Origin of the sequence: Burkholderia sp. Bp8991 (genome assembly GCF_003853795.1) — a bacterium.
GTDB lineage: Bacteria > Pseudomonadota > Gammaproteobacteria > Burkholderiales > Burkholderiaceae > Burkholderia.
In genome coordinates this window covers 1-15,797 of sequence record NZ_QTQJ01000045.1, presented here as the reverse complement: position 1 = coordinate 15,797, position 15,797 = coordinate 1, and the positions used below count along the sequence as shown (strand labels likewise).

The window sequence follows — 15,797 nt, the reverse complement described above, 5'->3', positions numbered from 1 at the left end:
ACACGCCGGCATTTTTAGGATGGCGGGTTCGGGCGCGCGTAGTCTCGGCGCCGGCGGGGTGAGCCGATAGCGTCGGCAGCGCCGGCCGTGCGCGACGCACGCAAAGTGCCGATGCGAAATCATGCCCGCCGGACGTGCGTGCGGCGCAGTGGTTGCGCGCACAACCGCACGGCGCATGACGTGCTTGCCGGCCCATGCGAATCGCCCGATCGGTGCCGAGCGACGGCGGGTTGCGCTTGCCGCCATTCGCCGGGCCGCCCGATCGCCACGACGCGTTCGAGACGGCGCTCCTATAATCGACGCCATCAGCCACCCCCTTCGCAGATGCCGGGATGACGACCTTGCTTGCCGCACCGCCCATGAGCCTGTCCGATACGTTGCGCTACCAGCCCGACAACGCCGATCTCGGCGCGATGCTCGCGCACTTCCGCCTGCTCGAGCCGGTGTTCGATGCGCTGCCCGACGTCGCGTTCTTCGTGAAGGACGCGAACGGCCGCTACGCGCTCGTCAACCGCACGCTGGCGATGCGCTGCGGCTACAAGGACAAGCGCGACCTGCTCGGCAAGACGACCGACGAAGTGTTTCCGCGCCGCTTCGGCAAGACCTATTTCGAGCAGGACATGGCGACGATCACCGCGGGCCAGCAGCTGATGGACCAGCTCGAGCTGCATCTGTATCCGGGCCGCCAGCCGGGCTGGTGCCTGACCTGCAAGGAGCCGCTGCGCGACGCGGCCGGCAAGGTGGTCGGCCTCGCGGGCATCTCGCGCGACCTGAAGGCGCACGAGGGCTCGCATCCAGCCTACAGCAAGCTCGCCGACGTGGTGCAGCACATCCAGGATCACTACGTGCAGCCGCTGAACCTGAAGCAGCTCGCGCAGATGGCGGGGATGTCGGTCGCGCAGCTGGAGCGCTACTTCCACAAGGTGTTTCACCTGACGCCGCGCCAGGTGCTGCTGAAGACGCGGCTCGATGCGGCCACGGCGCTGCTGGTCACGCACGACAAGGTGACCGACGTCGCGGCGCTATGCGGGTATACGGATCACAGCGCGTTCACGCGCCAGTTCAAGGCGACGGTCGGCGTGACGCCGACGGAATACCGGCTGATGCTGCAGGACCGGGCAGGGTGAAGTGACGCGCCGGCCGGGCCGGCGGATCTGAAGGGGCGGGACGGGATTCGGCGTGCGGCGGCTCAGCGGTAGCCGAGCCCTTTCAGGACGGCCGTGCCGTCTTCGGTCAGCCGGAAGCTCGGCGCCGTGTCGGCATCGAGCTTGATCATCTCGACGAGGCCGGCTTCCTGCAGCGCGGGCAATTCGGGTTTGGCGTTCGCGCCGATCGGCGCGTGCAGCAGCACGAGCAGCGTCGCGATTTCATGATGGCTGAGCAAACGGCGCAGCATCGTCTTTTTCACTGGGGGGGCGGCCGGGCGGCCCGCGGGTGTATCTACGGCGCTCATCGCTGTCCTCCTTTTCGGGGTATCCATCGGGTACTGGTTGCGGATGGTGCCGTCGGAGACTTAAGCGATTCTTAAAACGGCCGCGGCCGCGCGAATGCTGCGGTGCGGTCTGCGTTACCGGATGTAACGCCCGCCGGGCGGCCGTTTCCGGCCGCCGGCGGCCGGCCTTGCCGGGCGGGGCGCCGCGGCGGGATTCACCACGATGGTGCGGTTGCGCGGCGCGCGTCGCAGGGTCGTCGTGTTTTTCTGATTCGATTCGACCCCTGGACGAAATTCCCTTGCCCCCTTATTTCCTGCGCTGGGCCTGCGCGGCGAGCCGCACGGCCGCGTTGGCCGCGCCGTAGCCGTCGTAGCCGCCGCGCCGCTCGACGATTTCGAGCGAGAAGCGGTTATCGACCAGCTCGGTATACGCGTGCAGGAATTCACCGCCGTTTTCGTCGCGGTCGTACAGCAGGTGGTGGGCGCTCAGCGTGTCGATCAGCTCGTCCGGCAACGCGTAGCGCGCGGCCAGATCGTCGTAGTAGTTCGGCGGGATCCGCAGGAACGGCACGCCGTCGGCCGCGAACGCGGCGACCGTCTTCACGATGTCGTCGGTCCGGAACGCGACGTGGTTCAGCCCTGTGCCGTGATAGCGGTCGAGCGATTCGGCGACGGCCGTATGACGGTCGACCGACGCATTCAGCGCGATCCGCACCGAACCGTCCGTGCTGCGCACCGCGCGGCTGCGCATCAGGCCGTACGGATCGGGCACGAGCCAGCTGCGCTCGGCCTCGAAGCCGAAGGCGGTCTTGAAGAACAGGATCCACGTGTCGAGCGCGTCGGCCGGCAGCGCGAGGCAGACGTGGTCGATGCCCGTCAGCGGGCCGACCTCGCTTGGGCCGTCGATGTCGGTCAGCACGAAATCCGATTCATACAGCGTCGGTGCGTTCGGCGTCTCGTCGACGAAGTATTCGAGGCTGCCGTCCGGCGCCTGTACGCCCGGCAGCACGCGCTCGTTCGGGCCGACGCGCCCGGAAAACGGCGCGTAGCCGAAGCCGGCCGCGCGCTCGAATGCCACTTTCGCATCGTCGACGCGCAACGCCGACGCACACAGCGACAACCCGTGCTGCTGGAAGAACGCGTCGGCGAACGAGTCGCGCTCGGCGTTCAGCACGATCGACGCTGCGCCGTGCTGGAACAGCGTCACGTCCTTCGACCGATGACGGCCTGCGAGCCGGAACCGCATCCGGCCGAGCCATTCGCCGACGGTGGCCGCCGCCTGCGCGTCGACCGCGAATTCGATGAACTGGAATCCGACGTGTGCGGGCGGTGCCGGCGGCGCGAACAGCGGCTGGTCGGCGGCCGGCGCGCGGCCGTCCTGCGCGAGTCGCGCGCGCGTCAGTTCTTCCAGATAGAGCAGCGAGCGGTGGCCGTCGGCGGCCGTGATCGCGGTCGGCGCGGCGCGGAAGCCGTCGTTGAAGATCTCGAGCGACAGCGGCCCCTTGTAACCGGACTCGATCACGCGGGCGGTGAAGCGCGCGAGGTCGAAGTCGCCCTGGCCGGGGAACGAGCGGTAGTGACGGCTCCATTCGAGCACGTCCATCGCGAGCTTCGGCGCATCGGCGATCTGCACGAACGCGATCCGGTCGCCCGGGATGTCGGCGATCGCGTCCGGCGAATCGTCGAGCGACAGCGTATGGAAGCTGTCGAGCGCGAGGCCGAGGTGCGGGCTGTTCACCGCGTTCACGAGCCGCCACGCATGGCCGTACCGGTTCACGACGCGGCCCCACGCGAGCGCCTCGTACGCGGCGACCACGCCCGCCTGCCGCGCGGCTTCGGCGAGCGCGCCGAGCTGGTCGACCAGCAGCGCGTCGTCCGCGATCGTGTCGGGCGACACGCTGCTGCACACCAGGATGCGGTCGGTGCCGAGCGCGTGCATCACGTCGAACTTGCGGCGGATGCGGTCGAGATTGCGGGCGAGCTGGGCCGGGCTCACTCCCTCGAAGTCGCGAAACGGCTGGAACAGCACGATGTCGAGGCCGAGATCGGCGGCCATGCGCCGCACGTCGGCGGGCGATCCGTCGAAGTAGACGAGGTCGTTCTCGAAGATTTCGACACCGTCGAAGCCGGCGGCCTGGATGGCGGCGAGCTTCTCGGCGAGCGTGCCGGACAGTGACACGGTGGCGATCGAGCGCTGCATGGGCGAATCCTGCGGATGAGCGGGGTGTGGCGTCGGCCGGATCGGGCCGGAATGAACCAGTCGTTGAATTACCGGTGAGCGCCATATCCCGAATTTACTAGGGGAGTGAGTGAAATTATACAAACTAACTAGGTGGTACAAATTAGCGAAAACCCGAAAAGACATTGCGCTTGCGCAAGCGCACACTAGCGCCAAATCTTGACGTCAGAGGGCGAAGTCGACTAGCGATTCGCCCCTGTTTTAGGAGCAGAAACACCATGAGCAAGCACAAGGTGCTGGTGCTGAACGGCCCGAACCTGAATCTGCTGGGGACCCGCGAGCCCCATATCTACGGCGCGGAAACCCTCGCCGACCTCGAGCAGCGTTGCCGCACGGCGGCCGACGGGCTCGGGCTGGAGATCGATTTCCGCCAGTCGAACGCCGAGCACCAGCTGATCGACTGGCTGCATGCCGCGCGTCACGACACGCACGGCATCGTGATCAACCCGGCCGCCTACACGCACACGTCGGTCGCGCTGGCCGACGCGCTGTCCGCGATCGCGAAACCCGTGATCGAGGTGCATATCTCGAACGTGCATCGCCGCGAGGCATTCCGTCACCACTCTTATGTGTCGGCGGTGGCCGAAGCCGTGATCTGCGGCTGCGGCACCGAAGGCTACGTATTCGCGCTGCAGCGCCTGTCGACCATTTTTGCCCAAGGAGCCGCACGATGAGCCGCCCGTCTTTTCTGATCGGCCTGATCGGCCAGGGCATCGGCGGTTCGCTGTCGCCCGCGATGCACGAGGAAGAAGGCTTCCGCCAGGGATTCGGCTACGTGTACCGGCGCATCGATCTGGACGTGCTCGGCGTGACCGCCGACGCGCTGCCGGAACTGCTCGATGCCGCGCAGCGGATGGGCTACAACGGGCTCAACATCACGCATCCTTGCAAGCAGCGCGTGATCGAGCACCTCGACGCACTGTCGGACGACGCGCGCGCACTCGGCGCGGTCAACACCGTGCTGTTCAAAGACGGCAAGCGGATCGGCCACAACACCGACTGGTCGGGTTTCGCGAAGTCGTTCCGCCGCGGGCTGCCCGATGCGTCGCTCGAACGTGTCGTGCAGCTCGGCGCGGGCGGCGCGGGTGCGGCCGTCGCGCATGCGGCGCTGCAGATGGGTGCCGCCGACCTGACGATCTTCGACGTCGACGGCACGCGCGCCACCGCGCTCGCGGGTGAACTGCAGCAGCGCTTCCCGGCCGCCCGGGTCACGCCGGGCAGCGATCTCGCGGCCGCGATGCAGGCCGCGACCGGCCTGATCCATTGCACGCCGACCGGCATGGCCAAGCATCCGGGCCTGCCGCTGCCGGCCGAGCTGCTCCGCGCGGGTATGTGGGTCGCCGATATCGTGTATTTCCCGCTCGAAACCGAGCTGATCCGCGCCGCGCGCGCGGCCGGCTGCGCGACGCTGCCGGGCGGCGGGATGGCCGTGTACCAGGCCGTCGATGCGTTCGAGATCTTCACCGGACGAACGCCGGACGACGAACGGATGTTCGAACACTTTCAGTCGCTCGTCGCACGCTGACCCTTCTAGCGACCAGCTGAAAAATAGACCAGGAGACAACCATGCAGCACACCACCCACACGAACGCCGCGCCCGCGGTGGCCGGTACGGTCCGGCGGACCTCGGCGCGCTACAAGATCCTCGCGCTGCTCGCGATCGGCACGATGATCAACTATCTCGACCGTACCGTGCTGGGGGTGGCTGCGCCGCAGCTCACCAAGGAGCTCGGCATCAACGCGGCCGTGATGGGCATCATGTTCTCCGCGTTCTCGTGGACGTACGTCGCGATGCAGGTGCCCGGCGGCCTGTTCCTCGACCGCTTCGGCAGCAAGATCACCTATTACTGGTCGATGACGCTGTGGTCGCTGTGCACGCTCCTGCAGGGCTTCGTGCCCGGCGTCGGGACGCTGCTCGCATGCCGGCTCGGCCTCGGCGTGACGGAAGCGCCGTGTTTCCCGACCAACAGCCGCGTCGTCGCGACGTGGTTCCCGCAGAATGAACGTGCGATGGCGACCGGCACCTACACCGTCGGCGAGTACATCGGTCTCGCGTTCTTCAGCCCCGTGCTGTTCGCGCTGATGGGTGCGTTCGGCTGGCGTTCGCTGTTCTGGGTCGTCGGTGGGGTCGGCATCGTGTTCGGCCTGGTCTGGTGGAAGTTCTATCACGAGCCGCGCAACCATCCGGCCGCGAATTCGGAAGAACTCGCGTACATCGAAGCGGGCGGCGGTCTCGTGCACGGCGCGCGCAAGGACGGCGACAAGGGCGGCAAGCCCGCCCAGGCCAAGTTCAGCTGGGCGATGGCCGGCCAGCTGCTGAAGAAGCGCCAGCTCGCGGGGATCTGCCTCGGCCAGTTCGCCGGCAACTCGACGCTCGTGTTCTTCCTGACCTGGTTCCCGACCTATCTCGCGACCGAGCGCCACATGGGTTGGCTGAAGATCGGCTTCTTCGCGATCATGCCGTTCATCGCCGCGTCGGTCGGCGTGATGTTCGGCGGCATCTTCTCCGACTGGTTGCTGCGCCGCGGCAAGTCCGCGAACCTCGCACGCAAGCTGCCGATCATCGCCGGCCTGCTGCTCGCGTCGACGATCATTCTCGCGAACTACGTGCAAAGCAACGAAGCCGTGATCGCGATCATGTCGGTCGCGTTCTTCGCGCAGGGGATGGCCGCGCTCGGCTGGACGCTCGTGTCCGACATCGCGCCGGACGGCCTGCTCGGCGTGACCGGCGGCATCTTCAACTTCGCGGCGAACCTGGCCGGCATCATCACGCCGCTCGTCGTCGGCTTCATCGTCGCGTCGACCGGCTCGTTCGTCGGTGCGCTGGTGTTCATCGGCGTGATCGCGTTGATCGGTGCGCTGTCGTACATCTTCGTCGTCGGCGACATCAAGCGGATCGAACTGTAAGCACCGGCTCCACGCACTCTCGGTGCGTTCGCCCGGCGACCTGCGGGTCGCCGGGCTTTTTTGTATCCGCTCGCGACTGCGAAGCGGTTCAGGCCGCCGCGCTCACGCGTGCCGCATCGTGATCCCGAGCGATTCGACCGCCTGTGCGATCGCCGCGACCGCCCGCCGGATGTCGCCGGCATCGATCGCGCCGATGCAGCCGACGCGGAACGTCTCGAGTTGCGTCAGCTTGCCCGGATACAGGATGAAGCCCGCGTCGCGCACCGCGTCGTAGAAGCGGCGGAAATCGTAGGCCGGATGGTCGGGCGCATGGAACGTGACGATCACGGGCGCCTGCACGCCGGCGTCGAGGAACGGCGTGAAGCCGAGCGCACGCATCGATTCGACCAGCGTCCGGCAGTTTTCCGCATAGCGCGCACCGCGCGCGGGCTGGCCGCCTTCGGCCAGGTATTGGTCGAGCGCGGAGCGTAGCGCGGCGATCACGTGGGTCGGCGGCGTGAAGCGCCACTGGCCCGTCTTGCACAGGTACGCGTACTGATCGTGGAGGTCGAGCGCGAGCGACCGCGAGTTGCCTTCGCACGCGTCGAGCGCAGCGCGCCGCACGATCGCGAACCCCATCCCCGGCACGCCTTCCAGGCATTTGCCGCTCGCCGAAATCAGCGCGTCGATCCCGCTGTCCGCCAGCGTGACCGGCAGCGCGCCGAACGAACTCATCGCATCGACGATCAGCCGCTTGCCGTGCCGCCGGCACACGGCCGCGATCGCGTCGAGCGGATTCAGGATGCCGGCACTTGTTTCCAGGTGCACCAGCGCGACGTGCGTGATGCGCGGCTCGCGCGCGAACGCGGCTTCGACCGCGCCGGGGTCGACCGCCGCGTTCTCGCCGAACGGCAGCGCGATCGACTCGATGCCGAGCCGGCCGAGGATCTTCAGAATGCGCGCGCAATACGCGCCGTTGTCCGGCACCAGCACGACGCCGTCGCGCGGCACCAGCGTGCCGAGCGCGGCTTCGACCGAAAACGTGCCGCTGCCTTGCATCGGCACGCACACGTATGCGTCGCCGCCGCGCGCGATCGCGACGAGATCCGCGCAGACGCTCGCTGTCAGTTGATTGAAAGCGGCGTCCCACGAGCCCCAGTCGTGTTGCATTGCGTGGCGTGTTGTGGCGGACGTGGTGAGCGGGCCGGGCGTGAGCAGAATCGGGTCCGACATGATTTTTCTCCAGCAAAGGTCGGATGAAACACCAGGGCGGCATTTCTGAATGACTTGCATGATATTGGCAAAATGTGTCATTTTTTGGAAATTGTGGCACACGTCACGGCGTTGTCATCGAACGCTGTGATCCTTCGGTTGCCGCGCGAGACCACCTGCAGCGCGGCAGCGAGACGGGCCGGTTGTCGGTCTGTCCGACTGAAAGGAGCCGGATCGTGCCCCGGTCGTTTGGTGTTCCGCCTACGGAGAAGTGAGATGACACTGCAGAATTCCTCGCGCGCCGCTGCCGGCGCGTTCCGCAAGCTCGCGCTGGCCGCCTGCGCCGCCGGTCTGCTGCAAGGCGCCGCGATGCCCGCGCACGCGGCGAACGCGGTCGTGCTGTATACGGCGGACGGTCTCGAGAACCTCTATCGCGATGTGCTGCCGGCGTTCGAGAAGAAAGAAGGCGTCAAGGTCAACATCGTGACGGCGGGCAGCGGCGAGGTCGTCAACCGCGCGAACATCGAAAAGAATTCGCCGAAGGCGGACGTGATCGTCACGCTGCCGCCGTTCATCCAGCAAGCCGGCCAGATGGGCCTGCTGCAGCCGTACCAGAGCGTGAACTACAAGAACGTGCCGGCGATCGCGAAGGCGGAAGACGGCACCTGGGCGACGTTCGTGAACAACTACTTCTCGTTCGCGATCAACCCGGACGTCGTGAAGAACCAGCCGAAGACGTTTGCCGACCTGCTGTCGCCGGCCTACGCGGGCAAGGTCGCGTACTCGAACCCGGCCACCGCCGGCGACGGGATGGCCGTGCTGATCCTGACGACGTCGCTGATGGGCGAGGACAAGGCGTTCGACTACCTCGCGAAGCTGTCGCAGAGCGTGAAGTTCCACACGAAGGGCACCGGCTACCTGAATGTGCTGCTGTCGCGTAACGAGATCAGCGTCGCGAACGGCGACCTGCAGATGGACCTCGACGACGCCGAGCACGGCGCGCTGTCCGTCAAGCCGATCTTCCTGGCGGCGAAGGACGGCGACCAGCCGACCACGTTCCAGCTCCCGTACGGCATCGGCCTGATCAAGAGCGGCCCGAACCAGGACGCCGGCAAGAAGCTGATCGACTACCTGATGTCGACCGACGTGCAGTCGAAGGTGCCGGACATGTACGGCATCCCGGGCCGCACGGACGTGCCGCTGGCCGGCAAGAACGGCGAGGCGGTCAAGAAGGCGATCGCGGGCGTGAAGCTGATCCCGGTCGACTGGACCCAGGTGATGGCGAAGAAGCCGGTGTGGATCGAGCGCTGGAAGAAGGACGTGATCGGCAGCTCGGGCAAGCAGCTCGACGTCGTCAAGCCAAAGTGATCGGCGCAAGCTGCCTGTATTAGTGAGCAAGAGGATGAACCCGGTGGAAACCACCCTGACCCATCCCGGCGCTTTCGGCGCCGCCGAACCGCAAGCAACGCTGCGGTCCGGCGCGCCGGGCGGCGTGCAGATCGAGCACCTCAGCGTGCGCTACGGCGCACGCACGGTGCTGGAAGATCTGTCGCTGTCGATCGGCGCCGGTGAATTTCTGACCGTGCTCGGCAAGAGCGGCTGCGGCAAGACCACGCTGCTGCGCTTCATCGCCGGGTTCGTGAAGGCCGACGGCCTGACCGGCACGCTGACCGTGGCCGGACGCGACCTGACCCATGCGCCGCCGCACAAGCGCAACCTCGGTCTGCTGTTCCAGAATTACGCGCTGTTCCCGCACCTGTCGGTGTTCGAGAACGTCGCATTCGGGCTGCGCGCACGCGGCATGGCGTCGCCGGAGGTGACGCGCCGCGTCGCCGACGCGCTGAAGCTCGTGCAACTCGGCGACGCGGGCCACCATCTGCCCGCGCAACTGTCCGGCGGGATGCAGCAGCGCGTCGCGCTGGCGCGCGCGCTCGTGATCGAGCCGGACGTGCTGCTGCTCGACGAGCCGCTGTCGGCGCTCGACGCCAATCTGCGCGCGTCGGTGCGCAGCGAACTGAAGGCGCTGCACGAGCGCCTGCCGAACCTGACCGTCGTCTGCGTGACGCACGACCGCGACGACGCGCTCGTGCTGTCCGACCGCGCGCTGCTGATGCGCGACGGCCGCATCGCGCAACTCGGCACGCCGCAGCAGCTGTACGACGCGCCGCGGGACGGCTACGTCGCGCGCTATCTCGGCCCGGCCAACCTGCTGCCGCCGCACGTGATCTTCCCGCTCGGCGACCCGCGTCACGACGTGCGCGGCAAGGTCGCGTGCGTGCGCCCCGAGCGGCTGACCGTGATGCCGCTCGCGGCGGGCGGCCTGCACGGCACGGTGTCGTCGGTCGAATGGCAGGGCGCGGAACTGTCGATCGCGGTCATGATCGACGCGGCGCCCGACGAACCCGTGCGCGTGACGATGCAACGCGGCCGCGGCGCGGCTCCCGAGCGCGGTGCGCGCGTGTCCCTGCATTGCGAGGCAGACGATGTCGTCCTTATCGAGCCCTGAAGCCGGCCTGCCGCCGCACGTGCTCGCGTCGGCCGCCGCGCATGCCGCCGCCGCGCGGCGCCGCAAGCGCATGGGCGACCTGCACCTCGCCGCGCTCGCGATCGTCGTGCTCGGCCCGCTCGTCGTCTATCCGCTGGTGCGGCTCGTGCTGCTGAGCGTCTCCGGCGATCACGGGCTGAGCTTTGCAGCGTACCGGACCTTCTTCGGCAACCCCGATACGCGCAACGTGCTGCTGACGACGGTCGGCGTGCTGTTCGCGAGCGCCGGCACCGCATCGGTGCTCGGCGTGCTGCTGGCCGCGCTGCTGTTCTTCAAGCCGTTCCCGGGCGCGTCGCTCGTCACGCGCTTCCTGGAACTGTACGTCGCGTTCCCGTCGTTCCTCGTCGCGTTCACCTTGATCTTCCTGTACGGCTCGCAAGGCTCGATCAGCATCGCGCTGCAGCACCTGTTCCATCTCGAGAACCCGCCGCTCGACTTCCTGTTCGGCATCGGCGGCGTGATCCTCGCGCAGACCGTGTTCTATACGCCGTTCGTCGTGCGGCCGACGCTCGCGTCGTTCGCGACGCTCGACCTGCGCCTGATCGAAGCGGCGCGCAGCCTCGGAGCGTCCGGCTGGATGCTCGCGCGCCGCGTCGTGCTGCCGATCGCGTGGCCGGGCATCGCCGCCGGCACGGTGCTGTGTTTCCTGCTGACGCTGAACGAGTTCGGGATCCTGCTCGTGCTCGGCAGCGCGCGGCTCGTCACGCTGCCGGTCGCGATCTACAGCAGCGCGACCGTCGACCTCGACCTGCCGACCGCGTCGGCCGGCGCGGTCGTGATGCTCGCGCTGTCGCTGGCGCTCTATACGGTTTATCGCCGGGTGAACCGGCGTGCGACGGGAGGGAACGATGTCCGCTGAATTCCATATCGGGCAAGCCGTGCCGCGTCATCGGATCGGCTGGAGCGACACGCTGCTCAAGCATGCGTCGCGCGCCGCGCTCGCGCTGGCCGCGTTCGCCTGCTTCTGGCTGTTCGTGCTGCCGGTCATCGTCGTCGCGCTGTCGAGCGTGTCGACGCAGTGGTCGGGCACGATCCTGCCGGCCGGCTACAGCCTGCGCTGGTTCGAGCGGCTCGGGTCGCCGGAATACGACGCGCTGCTGACGAGCCTCGAAATCGGCTTCGGCGTGTCGGCGATCGGCACGATCCTCGGGCTGTGGCTTGCGCTTGCACTCGAGGGGCGCGACCGGCGCGGTCTCGGCGCGGTCGTCGACGCGCTCGTGATGGTGCCGAACGGCGTGCCGAGCGTCGTGCTCGGGCTCGCGGTGCTGATCGCGTATCACCAGAAGCCGCTCGACCTGTCGAGCTCCGCGGCGATCGTCGTGCTCGTGCAGCTCGCGCTGATCCTGCCGTTCTGCTATCGCTGCGCGGCCGCCGCGCTGCGTCCGGAGCTGACCGTGCTGCGCGAAGCGGCGGCGAGCCTCGGTGCACCGCCCGCGATGGTGCTGCGCCGCGTGCTGCTGCCGCAGCTCGTGCCGGCGCTGCGCGCGAGCCTCGCGCTCGGCTTCGCGCTGTCGCTCGGCGAACTCGGCGCGACGCTGACCGTCTATCCGCCCGGTTTCGCGACCGTGCCGATCGTCGTGATCGGCCAGGTTGAGCGCGGCTATTACCTGCCCGCCTCGGCGCTGTCGCTGCTGATGCTCGGCGCGTCGCTCGCGGCGCTGCTGCTGATCGCCGCGCGCGTGCCGCGCGGCAAGCGGGCGGCATCATGAACGCCGCGTTCGCATTGCGACAGCCCGGCGAGCAATCGGCCGCGGGCAAGGGTTCGGCGGATCTCGCGGGACGTTCCGTCGACGTCAACGGCCGACGCTACCGGCTACCGGTCGAACCGACCGTCGTCATCTGCGTCGACGGCTGCGAGTACGACTATCTCGAGCGTGCGGTGGAAGCGGGCGTCGCGCCGTTCATCGGCCGGATGATCGCGCAAGGCACCGCGTGGCGCGCCGACTGCGTCGTGCCGACCTTCACCAACCCGAACAACCTGTCGATCGTCTGCGGCGTGCCGCCGTCGGTTCATGGGATCTGCGGCAACTACTTCTGGGATCCGGCCGCCGACGGCGGTCGCGGCGGCGAAGTGATGATGAACGACCCGGCCTACCTGCGGGCCGGCACGCTGCTCGCGGCGGCGTCCGACGCCGGCGCGCGGGTGGCCGTCGTCACGGCGAAGGACAAGCTGCGCCGGCTGCTCGGCTGGCAGATGAACGGCATCTGTTTTTCCGCCGAGAAGGCCGCGCAGGCGAATCTCGCGGAAAACGGGATCGTCGACGTGCTCGACTGGGTCGGCCTGCCGTCGCCGGACGTGTACAGCGCGGCATTGTCCGAATTCGTGTTCGCGGCCGGCGTGCGGCTCGCGCAGACGCGCCGGGTCGACCTGATGTACCTGTCGACCACCGACTACGTGCAGCACAAGTGCGAGCCGGGCAGTGCCGGCGCGAACGCGTTCTACGCAATGATGGACGGCTATCTCACGCAGCTCGACGCGCTCGGCTGGGCGATCGGGCTCACGGCCGACCACGGGATGAACGCGAAGCACGATCCGGCCACGGGCCGCCCGAACGTGATCTATCTTCAGGATGCGTTCGACGGCTGGTTCGGTGCGCGGGCCGCACGCGTGATCCTGCCGATCACCGATCCGTACGTCGTGCACCACGGCGCGCTCGGCTCGTTCGCAACCGTCTACCTGGCGCCCGGCGTCGACCGGATCGAAGCGATGTGGCGCGTCGGCGGGCTCGACGGCGTCGAGCTCGTACTCGACAACGCGGAAGCGGCCGCGCGCTTCGAACTGCCGGCCGACCGGATCGGGGATCTCGTCGTGATCGGTCGGCGCGACATGACGCTCGGCACGCGCGAGCGCGAACACGACCTGTCCGGCCTGACCGTGCCGCTGCGTTCGCACGGCGGCGTGTCCGAGCAGGAGGTGCCGTTGCTGTTCAACCGTCGGATCGAGCGGGACGACCCTGCACGTCGTCCGCGCAACTTCGACGTCTTCGATTTCGTGCTGAATCGGGTCGCGACATGATGGCTCACCCCCGACAGGATCACCCCGCGTTCCGCGCCGAGGCGCTGCGCTGGTGCGGCACGCGCGCGACGCGCGACCGTGTGCTCGACGTCGCCGATCCGTACACCGGCACGCGCGTCGGTACGGCGCCGCTGGCGAGCGTCGACGATGTGCGCGCCGCGTTCGACTACGCGATGGCATACCGGCCCGCGCTCACGCGCTACGAGCGTTCGCAGATCCTCGAGCGCGCGGCCGCGCTGCTGCGCGAGCGTGCCGAGGAGGCGTCCGACCTGATCACGCTCGAGTCGGGATTGTCGAAACAGGATTCGCGCTACGAGATCGGTCGCGTTGCCGACGTGCTGAAGTTTGCTTCGGTCGAAGCGCTGCGCGACGACGCGCAGAGCTTCTCGTGCGACCTGACGCCCCACGGCAAGGCGCGCCGCGTGTTCTCGCAGCGCCAGCCGCTCGACGGCGTGATCGTCGCGATCACGCCGTTCAATCACCCGATGAACCAGGTCGCGCACAAGATCGCGCCGGCGATTGCGACCAACAACCGCGTGATCGTGAAGCCGTCGGAGAAGGTGCCGCTGTCGGCGTTTTATCTGGCGGACCTGCTGTATGAAGCCGGTTTGCCGGAGCCGATGCTGCAGGTGCTGACCGGCGACCCGCGCGAAATCGCGGACGAACTCGTCACGCATCCGCATGCATCGCTGATCACCTTTACGGGCGGCGTATCGATCGGCAAGGCGATCGCCGCGCGGGCGGGCTACCGGCGCATCGTGCTGGAACTGGGCGGCAACGATCCGCTGATCGTCCTCGACGATGCCGATCTGGAACGTGCGGCATCGCTGGCCGTGCTCGGTTCGTACCGGAATTCGGGGCAGCGCTGCACGGCCGTCAAGCGGATCCTGGTACAGCGCTCGGTCGCGCCGGCGTTTACCGAGCTGCTCGTCGAGAAGACGCGCGCCTGGAGGTACGGCGATCCGTTCGATCCCGCAAACGAAATGGGCACGGTGATCGACGACGTCGCGGCGCGGCTGTTCGAGGCCCGGGTCGGCGAGGCGGTCGCGCAGGGGGCGCGCCTGCTGACCGGCAACGTGCGGCGCGGTGCGCTCTATTCGCCGACCGTGCTCGACAACGTCGATCCGTCGATGACGCTCGTGCGCGAGGAGACCTTCGGCCCCGTTTCACCCGTCATCGCGTTCGACACGATCGACGACGCGATCCGGATCAGCAACGGCACGGCGTTCGGGCTGTCGTCGGGTATCTGTACGGACAGTACGGCCGCGGTCGTGCGGTTCGTGAACGAGCTGAACGTCGGGACGGTGAATGTCTGGGAGGTGCCCGGTTACCGGATCGAGCTGTCGCCGTTCGGCGGGATCAAGGATTCGGGGCTCGGCTATAAGGAAGGCGTTCAGGAAGCGATGAAGAGCTTCACGAACCTGAAGACGTTTTCGCTGCCTTGGGAGTGAGCGGATGGCATTGACGGTGGAAGAGATCGACGGACTGTATCGCGAGCACGGCCATGTCGCGTACAGCGGCGAACCGGTCACGCAGCTGGAGCATGCGTTGCAGAGCGGCTTGCTGGCGGAGGAGGCGGGCGCCGACGAGGCGCTGGTCGCGGCGGCGTTCCTGCATGACCTCGGGCATTTGCTGAATCGGCAGGGCGAGACGCCGAGCGCGCGCGGGATCGACGACCTGCATCAGTATTACGTGCTGCCGTTCCTGCGGCCGCTGTTTTCGGACGCGGTTCTGGAGCCGATCCGGCTGCACGTCGACGCGAAGCGTTGCCTGTGCCGCACGGACGCCGGCTACTTCGAGAGCCTGTCGCCGGATTCGGTGCGCAGCCTCGCGCTGCAGGGCGGCATCTTCAGTGAAGCGGAGACGGTGGCATTCCTGCAGCGCCCGTTCGCCGAAGACGCGTTACGCCTGCGCCGCTGGGACGATACGGCCAAGGAAGAGGGCAAGGCGACGCCGGATCTCGATCACTATATGGAGATCGTGGCGCGCCAGGTGCGCGTGAGCTGACGATTCGGCTGCATCCATATAAGGCCCCGCAATATAAGGCCCCGCACGCGGCAGCGTGCGGGGCCTTATATTTTTCACGAAACCCCCTTGCGCGATTGCCGGCAGGTGCTTAGAATCACGCCTCTTTCGCGCTAACGCAAACGCGGCGCGGGAGAAGAAGGGAAGCGGTGCTGTCGGGCTGGTCGTAGCGGCCTCGGCGGTGCAGGAAGTTGAACCCCAGCCGTCGCAACGAAGCAGTTAAAAAGTTGTTGACGAACTGAAAAAGACGGTTCATAATCTCGCTTCTCTGCTGCTGAAAACGCAGCGCTGCTGAGAAGGCCTCCGGGTCCTCGCAGAAATGCTCTTTAAAAATTAACAGCCGATAAGTGTGGGCGCTTGATGGCAGCGAGCTGATCTTCGGATCAGATAGCGAAAGTATCAAGAGTCTCACACTAAAGTAAGTCAGGTTTATGAAGTGATT

General features: G+C 67.5%; 15 protein-coding genes. 11 read left to right on the top strand and 4 right to left on the bottom strand.

Going from position 1 to position 15,797, the window contains the following annotated elements; genetic code table 11:
• The first annotated feature begins 332 nt into the window (after nucleotides 1-332).
• Nucleotides 333-1,127 carry an AraC family transcriptional regulator gene (locus DIE02_RS32495; RefSeq protein ID WP_044845733.1) on the top strand — a complete coding sequence of 265 codons (795 nt, stop codon included), beginning with the start codon at nucleotides 333-335 and terminating at the stop codon, nucleotides 1,125-1,127.
• 62 nt (nucleotides 1,128-1,189) lie between these two features.
• Here DIE02_RS32495 and DIE02_RS32490 read toward each other — a convergent pair whose 3' ends face one another.
• Both DIE02_RS32490 and DIE02_RS32485 read right to left on the bottom strand, forming a co-directional pair.
• On the bottom strand, nucleotides 1,190-1,453 hold the full coding sequence (locus tag DIE02_RS32490; protein WP_044845732.1) for a hypothetical protein: 264 nt from the start codon (nucleotides 1,451-1,453) through the stop codon (nucleotides 1,190-1,192).
• A gap of 286 nt (nucleotides 1,454-1,739) precedes the next feature.
• Entirely contained in the window at nucleotides 1,740-3,632 is a 1,893-nt protein-coding gene (locus DIE02_RS32485) for a bifunctional sugar phosphate isomerase/epimerase/4-hydroxyphenylpyruvate dioxygenase family protein (RefSeq protein WP_124530201.1), read from the bottom strand.
• A gap of 257 nt (nucleotides 3,633-3,889) precedes the next feature.
• Between DIE02_RS32485 and aroQ the strand changes: the two genes are divergently transcribed.
• From aroQ to DIE02_RS32470, 3 genes are read left to right on the top strand one after another with little or no spacing between them, the layout of a single operon-like run.
• On the top strand, nucleotides 3,890-4,345 hold the full coding sequence (gene aroQ / locus DIE02_RS32480) for a type II 3-dehydroquinate dehydratase (RefSeq protein ID WP_044845730.1): 456 nt from the start codon (nucleotides 3,890-3,892) through the stop codon (nucleotides 4,343-4,345).
• Nucleotides 4,342-5,196: a shikimate dehydrogenase gene (locus DIE02_RS32475; protein ID WP_124530200.1), complete on the top strand. Its 855-nt coding sequence runs from the start codon at nucleotides 4,342-4,344 to the stop codon at nucleotides 5,194-5,196. Before aroQ ends, DIE02_RS32475 begins: the two co-directional genes overlap by 4 nt.
• Before the next feature lie 41 nt (nucleotides 5,197-5,237).
• On the top strand, nucleotides 5,238-6,578 hold the full coding sequence (locus DIE02_RS32470) for an MFS transporter (RefSeq protein ID WP_124530199.1): 1,341 nt from the start codon (nucleotides 5,238-5,240) through the stop codon (nucleotides 6,576-6,578).
• Nucleotides 6,579-6,680: 102 nt separating this feature from the next.
• Here the strand turns inward: DIE02_RS32470 and DIE02_RS32465 are convergent, their stop codons facing one another.
• Entirely contained in the window at nucleotides 6,681-7,790 is a 1,110-nt protein-coding gene (locus tag DIE02_RS32465; RefSeq protein WP_124530198.1) for a 2-aminoethylphosphonate--pyruvate transaminase, read from the bottom strand.
• A 255-nt stretch (nucleotides 7,791-8,045) separates the two neighbouring features.
• On the opposite strand from DIE02_RS32465, the gene phnS reads away from it, so the two are divergent.
• From phnS to DIE02_RS32425, 7 genes are read left to right on the top strand one after another with little or no spacing between them, the layout of a single operon-like run.
• Nucleotides 8,046-9,137 (top strand): 2-aminoethylphosphonate ABC transporter substrate-binding protein, encoded by a 1,092-nt coding sequence (gene phnS / locus DIE02_RS32455; RefSeq protein WP_044845726.1) that lies wholly within the window; start codon nucleotides 8,046-8,048, stop codon nucleotides 9,135-9,137.
• A gap of 34 nt (nucleotides 9,138-9,171) precedes the next feature.
• Complete coding sequence (gene phnT, locus DIE02_RS32450; protein ID WP_124530196.1) at nucleotides 9,172-10,275, top strand: 2-aminoethylphosphonate ABC transport system ATP-binding subunit PhnT; 1,104 nt, start codon at nucleotides 9,172-9,174, stop codon at nucleotides 10,273-10,275.
• Nucleotides 10,253-11,173 (top strand): 2-aminoethylphosphonate ABC transporter permease subunit, encoded by a 921-nt coding sequence (locus tag DIE02_RS32445; protein WP_124489363.1) that lies wholly within the window; start codon nucleotides 10,253-10,255, stop codon nucleotides 11,171-11,173. The genes phnT and DIE02_RS32445 overlap by 23 nt, the downstream gene beginning before the upstream one ends.
• The gene (gene phnV, locus DIE02_RS32440; RefSeq protein ID WP_044845723.1) at nucleotides 11,163-12,023 is read left to right on the top strand and encodes a 2-aminoethylphosphonate ABC transport system, membrane component PhnV; all 861 of its coding nucleotides are present in this window, start codon (nucleotides 11,163-11,165) and stop codon (nucleotides 12,021-12,023) included. The genes DIE02_RS32445 and phnV overlap by 11 nt, the downstream gene beginning before the upstream one ends.
• Entirely contained in the window at nucleotides 12,020-13,330 is a 1,311-nt protein-coding gene (phnA, locus tag DIE02_RS32435; RefSeq protein WP_124530195.1) for a phosphonoacetate hydrolase, read from the top strand. Before phnV ends, phnA begins: the two co-directional genes overlap by 4 nt.
• Nucleotides 13,327-14,781, top strand: a complete 1,455-nt coding sequence (phnY, locus tag DIE02_RS32430) for a phosphonoacetaldehyde dehydrogenase (RefSeq protein WP_124530194.1) — start codon at nucleotides 13,327-13,329, stop codon at nucleotides 14,779-14,781. The genes phnA and phnY overlap by 4 nt, the downstream gene beginning before the upstream one ends.
• Before the next feature lie 4 nt (nucleotides 14,782-14,785).
• Nucleotides 14,786-15,337 (top strand): phosphonate degradation HD-domain oxygenase, encoded by a 552-nt coding sequence (locus DIE02_RS32425; RefSeq protein WP_124530193.1) that lies wholly within the window; start codon nucleotides 14,786-14,788, stop codon nucleotides 15,335-15,337.
• Between the two features lie 115 nt (nucleotides 15,338-15,452).
• Here DIE02_RS32425 and DIE02_RS35730 read toward each other — a convergent pair.
• Nucleotides 15,453-15,797 (bottom strand): hypothetical protein (locus DIE02_RS35730; RefSeq protein ID WP_185702675.1); only part of this gene is annotated, 345 nt, incomplete at its 5' end.